The following is an 8,160-nucleotide window of genomic DNA, read 5'->3' as shown; positions in this document are numbered from 1 at the left end:
ACTATCACAATATAACAGCAGATTCATTTATGTCATTTAATATTCGCTATAGCTGTCTTTGGATTCACCGTTATACTGGGCTTGCTATGGCCGCGTTTTTAATTATCGCTGGTATTACTGGCACGCTATTGGCATTTCATGAGGAGTTGGATGATGTCTTCAATCATGAACTGGCTCAGGTTGATGTCCAAGAGACACCACAACTCCCTATTGCCACGCTTCATGATAAGGTGGAGAGTGCATATCCAGAACATACCTTTTCTAGTATGCCAACATCAATAGAGGCTGATCGGTCTGCGGTGTTTTCGGTAGATAGAGTCCGAGGTCCGGCTGCCAATAACCAGCCACAAGCACTGTTTCAAGAAGTGTATGTCCACCCTTATACGGGCGATATCATCGGTACTCGTGATAGAGATGAGTGGGCATGGCGCAATACCATGTGGAAAGTGTTTTGGCTACATCGTGACTTGTTACTTGATGATATTGGCAAGTTGATACTGGGTATTGTCTCGCTCGTTTGGACGATTAATTGCTTTATTGGCTTTTATTTGACTTTTCCTAGAGCTGCTAAAAAGAAAAAGACGCAGAAAAAACAATCCACTAAAAAACGCGCGTCATTTCTCAAGCGTTGGTTGCCAGCATGGAAAATTCGTACCAAGAGTAACCTGTTTAAACTCAATTATGATTTGCATCATGCTTTCGGGTTATGGCTTTGGGGTATTTTATTTGTCATCGCTTGGTCGAGTGTTGGTTTTAATTTACAGCAAGTCTATCGACCCGTGATGCAGGCAGTCGTTGGATTAGAAGGACGAGGCGAAAAACAAGAAAAGTCAAAAAAACCACCTGAGAAAATGAGAAAGTCACCTAGTGTCGAAGCTAGCACTGAAGCCACTGACATCAGTGCTCTGGGTACTGTTGATGTGGTCAATAAGGCCAATAGCATTGCTTATTTAAGTGAGCAGGCTGCCATCGCGGCTCAACGTCAGGGCATGAGCGTACAGCAGTTATTGGGTATACGTTGGATTGAGGATGACAGTCAATGGCAACTGCGCTTTAAGACGAATAAAGATATTGGCAAAAAAGGCGGTGCATCATCTATCACGGTCAATGCAAAAACCGGTAACGTTGAGCGTGTGAATTTTGGTTATCAAAACTCATCATTCGGTGGTAAAACAAACAATTGGTTAATGAGCTTGCACATGGGGCATATTAGCCACGGTATCGGTCATTTGTTGTATCAGATATTTTTAGCAGTATTAGGTTTGGTTGTGACGGTGTTGTCAGTGACGGGTGTTTATCTGTGGTGGAAAGGGCGTCAAAGTCGATTAAAGGCGCTGCAAAAAGGCAGGTGATATTGCCAAATTGGCTAGGGCATTCTATCAACTTAATTGCACAAATATTGTGTATGCTATCCAGACAGTAAAAATAAAGGAAGCAAACTTCTCACCTAGCATAACCCATTTATGCCATGTATTATTTTTATCATAGTTCTTTGTATAATCTACTGAAGCAATATCTTGAGTAAAGTCCATAGGAATAACGACTAATCTTAGCGCATATAAAGTTATTCCTAACCAAAAAAAGGTATTTGCTATGTCTTTATCTACAGCAGAAGACAGGCACAGACAAAAGCTCACGATTAAAAACAGTATCAATAGATTTTTATAGTTTATCCATCGATGATTTAATAGCATTTTATGCATCAAGAATTCCTTTTTTCGTCTGCAAAGTTCTGTATTTAAACCGCATCAACAATTACTGGACGGCCTTGATGGTTCAGTACGGTCACATCAACGTTATACAGCTCTTTCATCGTCTCTTGTGTGATGACATCGACAGGCTGACCAACAGCCATCACTTGGCCTTCTTTCATAGTGACTACGGTGTCAGCGAATTGTGCTGCTTGATTGATATCATGTAATACAATCACCACGGTCTTTTGCTGACTGTGGCTAAGCTCACGCAGCTCACGCATCAGTCGACCAGCATGGTACATATCTAAATTATTCAATGGCTCATCAAGCAATAAATACGGCGTATCTTGGCAAACAATCATCGCAATCAATACGCGCTGGCGTTGACCACCAGATAGCGTCGATAAAAAGCGATCGGCCAATAGTTCTAGCTCAAATCGCTCGATAATTTCTTGTACTTTTTGCTGATCGTTTGCTGTGGGTTGCCCTTGATGATATGGATAGCGTCCAAACATCAGCAGCTCATGTACGCGTAGTCGTCCTTGCACGTGGTTTTCTTGCCCGAGCATCGCGACGGTCTTGGACAAGGTCCGCGCATGACAGCTGACAATATCACGTTCCTCATTATCTACAGCGAAACTCACTTGTCCTGACTGTAACGGCTGCAAGCGTGCCATAACCGAAAATAAGGTGGATTTGCCAGCACCATTTGGACCTATCAACGCAATGACTTGTGCACTTGGCAAGGACAACGTAATGTCATGCAGGATTTGCTGTTTGCCGATATGGTATGAGATATTATCTAATTTAATCATAGTGCTTCTTGTTTTTAGAGAGTGCTAATTTTGATTAAGAGTGCTAAATGCCCGCTATGTATCACGAGTTATCGACGGCGACGTTGTGTCGTAAAAATTAATAATAAGAATACTAAGCCACCCACCAATTCGATCACAACGGATAATACACCTGCCATACCCAGTACTTGCTCAAAGACAGTTTGACCGAGTACCAAGCAAATCATAGCAACCAAGCTGACCAATATCAGCCGTTCAGTGTGATACATGTGACGAGCGATACGATTGGTCAAGGCACACACCAATAAGCCAAAGAAGGTCACAGGGCCAACCAACGCCGTAGCAGTGGCGACCAATATAGCGATAATGGTCAATAGTCCAAATGCTAGGCGCTGATAATGGATACCAAGGTTAATGGCTTGGGATTTACCAAGCATCAGTACATCGCACTGATAGCGCCAGCGCCATACACATATCGCCGTGATAGCACAGATAAATACACTGATACCGAGTAACTGAGGGTTGACTGTATTAAACTGCGCGTAGCTAGCTGATTGTACGACGACAAAATCATCAGGGTTGATTAGCCGTGCAATCAATGTTGATAAGCTGCGAAATAACACACCAAAGATAACACCGACCAATATTAATCGAGTCAAATCTTGACTGCTCTTTGAAAATAGCAGCTTAAATAATAATAATGACGCCCCAAACATCAGGACAATTTCAAGGCTAAATTTGGCAAGGGGATCAATACTGGTAAAGCTGATTGCCCCCAAAAAGAACACCAGTAGACTTTGTAGTAAGATATATAGTGAGTCAAAACCTAATAAAGAAGGCGTGAGAATTGGATTGTGCGTTAAGGTTTGAAATAGTAGTGTTGAGACCCCAATCGCATAGCCAACGACCATTAACGCCAGCAGTTTTTTGCCACGTAAGGGTAGGGCAAAGTCCCAATGTCCGTTGACGTTCAGTGTCAAAAACAGCAGCATTGAAATTGCTAAAACGGCAGTAGCGATTGACTTTGGGTGATTCACAATCCATGTCCAAGATTGGGCGATACGAGCCTGCCACGTTGTTGCATGAGCACCGTTATTTAAGACCTCTTTTTTTCTGATGCTGTTTTTCGCATGATTGGTTTTTTTGGAGTGGGGCGTAGATGGTGAAAACATGCGTGAGTCCTGTAGTATCAAGCATAAGCATCAAGCATAAGCATCAAGCATAAGCATAAGCTTATCGATCAGCGGGAGCGCGTAACAGCAGCCATAAAAACAGTACCGTACCAACCACCCCAAATACTGTAGCGACCGGTACTTCAAATGGATAGCGGATAGAGCGACCAATGATATCGCAGAGTAGGACAGCCGAGGCACCGAGTAGCGCCACTGCTGGCAAGCTACGGCGTAACTTATCTCCCATCAGTCGGCTGACGATATTGGGAACGACCAAACCGATAAAAGGAATCATGCCAACGGTGACCACAACAACAGCACTCATCATTGCAACCATACCAACGCCAAGCCACGTAACTTGTCGTTTACTAATGCCTAGGTTCAGCGCGATATTGTCACCCAAGCCCACGATGGTCAGCTTATCAGCAATGATATAAGCCAACACGCAGAGACCTCCTGTCAGCCAAAGCAGCTCATACCGACCCGCTAGTACACCAGAAAAATCTCCAAACTGCCAAACGCTCAGCATCTGTAACGATTCAGTCTGATAAGCGATAAAGGTCGTTGCCGCCTCGATAATGCCACCAAAGACGATGCCGATCAGAGGAATCATCAAAAAGTCAGTCGGCGGGATCCGGTGAATGAGTAGCATAAACAGCATCATGCCAAAGACCGCTGTGATCGTGGCCACGCCCATTTTAATAATAAGCGCACTGGCTGGGAATAGTAGACTGACCACTAGCAGTCCGAGCGCCGCGCTTTGAGTGGCGCCGACCATTGATGGCTCAACAAAGCGGTTTTTTAGCACCACTTGGATAATCATTCCTGCCACTGCCATCGAGACGCCAGTCAAGATAATTGCAATAGTACGGGGCAGTCGGCTAACTAAAAAAAGCGAGCTATCAGAGTTGGCACTGTGATTGATAAGGCTGTGTAACACACCAGACCATGAAAAATCTGCCACGCCAATAGATAAACTCAATAACACCAAAAGCCCCATAATAATGAGGCTGCCCGTGTTGATTAACCATGGTGGCATGGCGGCACGGCGATTTTTAGAGTTGAGACTGTTGCCAGTACCGCTTTTCCAACTCGCTGATGCGGCTGGCAAAGAAGTACTGGATTTAACGCTGGGCTGTGCACGATGTGAAAATAAAGACATAACGGCTACTGGCATACAAATAAGTTGTAAAGACGGTCATGAAAAACGGTCTAAAACAAAAGTGGCGTTTACTTAGCGTTAGTAAAGGCATCTCTGATGGTTGTCAAATCTTGTATCCACTGATAATAGCCACCAAACGCAAGGTAAGAATCTGGGCTGAGATAAACCACTTGGTCTTTTTTCCATGCGGTGGTTTGTGCTACTAATGGATTGTCTAATACTGCTTTTGCACCAACACTGTCTGCACCGATAGCGGCACTACGGTCTACCACAAACAACCAGTCTGGATTTACTTTTTGTAGGTATTCAAAAGAGATTGGTTGACCATGACGACCATCTTTTATTTGATCATCAGCGATTGGTATGTCTACGACATTATGAATAAAGCCGTAGCGTGATTCAGCACCATATGTCGACATTTTATTGCCGTTGACCATGACCACTAGACCCTTACCACTGTCTTTAGTGACAGCCTTGGTTTCTTCAATCAAACCATCGATGTCTTGTTGTAGCTTAGCAGCCTGTTCGCTTTTGCCAAATAATGCGCCTAAATCAGCCAAGCGTTGCTTGCTTGATTCATAGATATTGGCGGTATCGATAGACATGTCTAGTGTTGGTGCGATGTTAGACAGCTCATCGTATTTTTCGGCCATGCGTGAGCCAACTAAAATGGCTTGTGGTTGCATGGCGTTCAGTGCCTCAAGATCTGGCTCAAATACTGTACCCACAACTGTAGGCTCTGGCTGGTTTTTAGAATGAAGATTGTCTAGAGATTCTGTAGTAGTTGGCGCGCCATCAATAGCCACATCGAGTGCTGCTAAATCTTGCATCAACGTCATGTCATATACCACGACAGGCGATGGATTTACTGCTAAATCAACATCTCCTCTTACTGTATCAAGAGTAATGATGTCAGCAGATGTGTTATCAGCAGTTTGGTTTTCAGTGGTGGTATCCGTTGTCTCAGCATCGCTAGATTCAGGCGAGCTACAGCCTGCCACACTGATACTAGTAACCAGTGCAGTTATCATAGCAGTCAGTAATGGGCGTTTAAAAAACGTAGACGAAGGATTAGAGAATAAGGAAGTAGCCATAAATAACTCGGTATGTTATTGGTTTGGGTATAAGGAAGATGAGTACCCGTATAAAAAATGAAATGAGCTTATCTAATATAAGATATATACCTGACAATGCTCGGCGGTGTTGCTTTGGCAGCTATTATTGCTGATCACTTGGTTTTACATTTACTGTATGGGTGTGTTTACATTTTTTTGTGTAAAATAGGTAATACTACTTTATAAGTAACCAAAGAATGGCAATGATAAGGCAATTGAGATTGATTATCAATACAAATGATAATGGTTTTTATTAACAAACTGAAGTTGGTTTGATATAATTGTTCAAATAAGGAAAATTATTGTAATTTAGTATTGATAATAATTATCGTTTACATTATTATCTACGCCATTCTATCTCCGTTAATTAATATTAGGGTGTTATGAGTTCAACGAATTTAGACGCGCCATCACCTAAATTGACTCTCGCGACTATCGCTATAGTTGTGGGATTGCATGCGCTGACGGCAGTCGCATTAGCGGCGGTCAAAGCGCCTGAGATGAAAGTAGAACCAGAAAAGGTGACACCACCTATTGAGATAGAGCTGGTCACGCCACCGCCTCCACCACCACCTGTGGAGATTGAAGAGGTGAAAATTGAAGAAAAACCGAAACCGGTCAGAGAGGTTAAGCCTAAGCCAAAAGCGAAGCCAGTTGCTGCGCTCAAGCCTAAAGTTGTGAAGAAAAAGCAACCAGTAGAGAAGCCGAAAGCGAAAAAAGCTGAAAAGCCTAAGCCTGCTGAGTTCACACCACCACCTGCGCCACAAAAAACTGCCCCTCAAAAAAGTAATATGACGCAAGTGGCTGATGATCAGCGCAAGCTTTTGGCGGCGAAAGCCGAACAAGCGAGAAGAGATGCATTATTAGCTGAACAACAGCGAGCACAAGCCGATGCCGATGCAAAAGCAGCACAGGTACAAGCTGCAGCAGACGCAAAGAGGGCTCAAGAAATAGCTGATGCTAAAGCGGCTGCTGATGCAGCTGCGGCACAAAAAGCAAAAGAAGCGGAAGCTGCGGCTGCGGCTGCTAACAATACACCGGTGCAATTTACTGCTAATAGTGCCAGCTGGGCATCTAAGCCAAACTTCGAATTTCCTAAACGTGCTGCATCTAGCGCTCGTCCAGGTGCGACTTTTAATGTTGTACTGAAAATGACCGTCAATAAACAAGGTGTTATTAGTAATGTGAGAGTGGCAAGGTCGTCAGAGAATAGAGCAGTTGATAATGCAGCTAAACGACAAGTCACATCTGGTAGATTTAAACCTTTTACTGAAAATGGTGTTCCAAGAGTAGGAAATGTCACATTTACTGTTTCTTATAAAGTGCCAAAGTAATACCAAGTTTTTTATAAATTGTGATATCAATATTAATAATTTTAAATAACATTGTCATAATGAAAGCAACTGTGCTATCTGCAATGATATCAAGTCATAACACAAAAGACGAAGGAGTCTGACATGGACTTTATGCAATACTGGCAATATAGTGACATGGTGACCAAAACCTTGTTCTTTTTACTATTCGCCTTATCCCTTATCTCTTGGGTGACGGGTATCATTCGTGTACTACAGAGCCGCAAGCTGGCTTCTACGGTTGCCGATGATTTGGCTCATCAAATTCAAGCCAAACAGACTGGATTGAGAGAAGTGGATGCGCCGACGCGTCGCGTCATAATCGAGCAGGCGTTACTCAAGCATATTGGTCGCTATCGTTTTTCTAGTGAGCGTGGACTACCTATCCTTGGTACGACGGCAGCGATTGCACCATTTATCGGTCTGTTTGGTACGGTTTGGGGTATTTTTCATGCGCTGCATAGTATTGGTACAAGTGGACAAGCAGGACTAGGACAAGTGGCAGGACCTGTTGGCGAAGCACTTATCATGACAGGCTTGGGTATCGCTGTCGCTATTCCAGCGGTGGTCTTTTATAACCTTGCTATACGTATCAATCGCCGTGTGATGTATCACGCAAATGACAGAGCGCATGACTTACTGGCGGATGCTGCACACATAAATACGTCAACTATTAATAATGTGAGTAAGAAGACAGCCGCTGAGCCAGTCGCCGTATCAGTAACTCCAAGTAGCGCGCAAGCGAGTAAAACTGACAGATCATATCGCAATGCGTCTACCTCACAGCCGTAGAATACATAGTAAAATCGTGGCTGTTATCTCAACCAGATAGCTAGCAGCCAGCTTTATGGCAGTACGACTAAGCACACAT

General features: G+C 43.6%; 7 protein-coding genes. 3 read left to right on the top strand and 4 right to left on the bottom strand.

Going from position 1 to position 8,160, the window contains the following annotated elements:
• The coding region (locus ACT3SX_RS01705) for a PepSY-associated TM helix domain-containing protein (RefSeq protein ID WP_444753128.1) at nt 1-1,352 on the top strand (1,352 nt) is incomplete at its 5' end.
• Between the two features lie 386 nt (nt 1,353-1,738).
• Here the strand turns inward: ACT3SX_RS01705 and ACT3SX_RS01700 are convergent.
• The 4 genes from ACT3SX_RS01700 to ACT3SX_RS01685 form a co-directional block, all read right to left on the bottom strand.
• Nucleotides 1,739-2,509 (bottom strand): iron ABC transporter ATP-binding protein, encoded by a 771-nt coding sequence (locus ACT3SX_RS01700; RefSeq protein WP_192991722.1) that lies wholly within the window; start codon nt 2,507-2,509, stop codon nt 1,739-1,741.
• A gap of 68 nt (nt 2,510-2,577) precedes the next feature.
• Nucleotides 2,578-3,660, bottom strand: a complete 1,083-nt coding sequence (locus ACT3SX_RS01695; protein WP_413469388.1) for an iron chelate uptake ABC transporter family permease subunit — start codon at nt 3,658-3,660, stop codon at nt 2,578-2,580.
• Between the two features lie 61 nt (nt 3,661-3,721).
• Nucleotides 3,722-4,699: an ABC transporter permease gene (locus ACT3SX_RS01690; RefSeq protein WP_192518227.1), complete on the bottom strand. Its 978-nt coding sequence runs from the start codon at nt 4,697-4,699 to the stop codon at nt 3,722-3,724.
• Nucleotides 4,700-4,890: 191 nt separating this feature from the next.
• Nucleotides 4,891-5,916, bottom strand: coding sequence for a siderophore ABC transporter substrate-binding protein (locus ACT3SX_RS01685; RefSeq protein ID WP_192518218.1), 1,026 nt, complete (start codon nt 5,914-5,916; stop codon nt 4,891-4,893).
• A gap of 404 nt (nt 5,917-6,320) precedes the next feature.
• Between ACT3SX_RS01685 and ACT3SX_RS01680 the strand changes: the two genes are divergently transcribed.
• Together ACT3SX_RS01680 and ACT3SX_RS01675 are read left to right on the top strand one after the other, a co-directional pair.
• Nucleotides 6,321-7,271, top strand: coding sequence for an energy transducer TonB (locus ACT3SX_RS01680; RefSeq protein ID WP_192518217.1), 951 nt, complete (start codon nt 6,321-6,323; stop codon nt 7,269-7,271).
• A gap of 123 nt (nt 7,272-7,394) precedes the next feature.
• Entirely contained in the window at nt 7,395-8,081 is a 687-nt protein-coding gene (locus ACT3SX_RS01675) for a MotA/TolQ/ExbB proton channel family protein (RefSeq protein ID WP_192518216.1), read from the top strand.
• The last annotated feature ends 79 nt before the right edge of the window (nt 8,082-8,160 follow it).

Origin of the sequence: Psychrobacter sp. AOP31-B2-9 (genome assembly GCF_052378005.1) — a bacterium.
Lineage (GTDB): Bacteria > Pseudomonadota > Gammaproteobacteria > Pseudomonadales > Moraxellaceae > Psychrobacter.
Note: the sequence above shows the minus strand (reverse complement) of the source record. Positions and strands in the feature narration are given on the sequence as shown.

Excerpts from the sequence above, each read along its gene's own strand:
- ACT3SX_RS01700 (WP_192991722.1), bottom strand. The coding sequence starts at position 2,509 with ATGATTAAATTAGATAATATCTCATACCATATCGGCAAACAGCAAATC.
- ACT3SX_RS01695 (WP_413469388.1), bottom strand. The coding sequence starts at position 3,660 with ATGTTTTCACCATCTACGCCCCACTCCAAAAAAACCAATCATGCGAAA.
- ACT3SX_RS01690 (WP_192518227.1), bottom strand. The coding sequence starts at position 4,699 with ATGCCACCATGGTTAATCAACACGGGCAGCCTCATTATTATGGGGCTT.
- ACT3SX_RS01685 (WP_192518218.1), bottom strand. The coding sequence starts at position 5,916 with ATGGCTACTTCCTTATTCTCTAATCCTTCGTCTACGTTTTTTAAACGC.
- ACT3SX_RS01680 (WP_192518217.1), top strand. The coding sequence starts at position 6,321 with ATGAGTTCAACGAATTTAGACGCGCCATCACCTAAATTGACTCTCGCG.
- ACT3SX_RS01675 (WP_192518216.1), top strand. The coding sequence starts at position 7,395 with ATGGACTTTATGCAATACTGGCAATATAGTGACATGGTGACCAAAACC.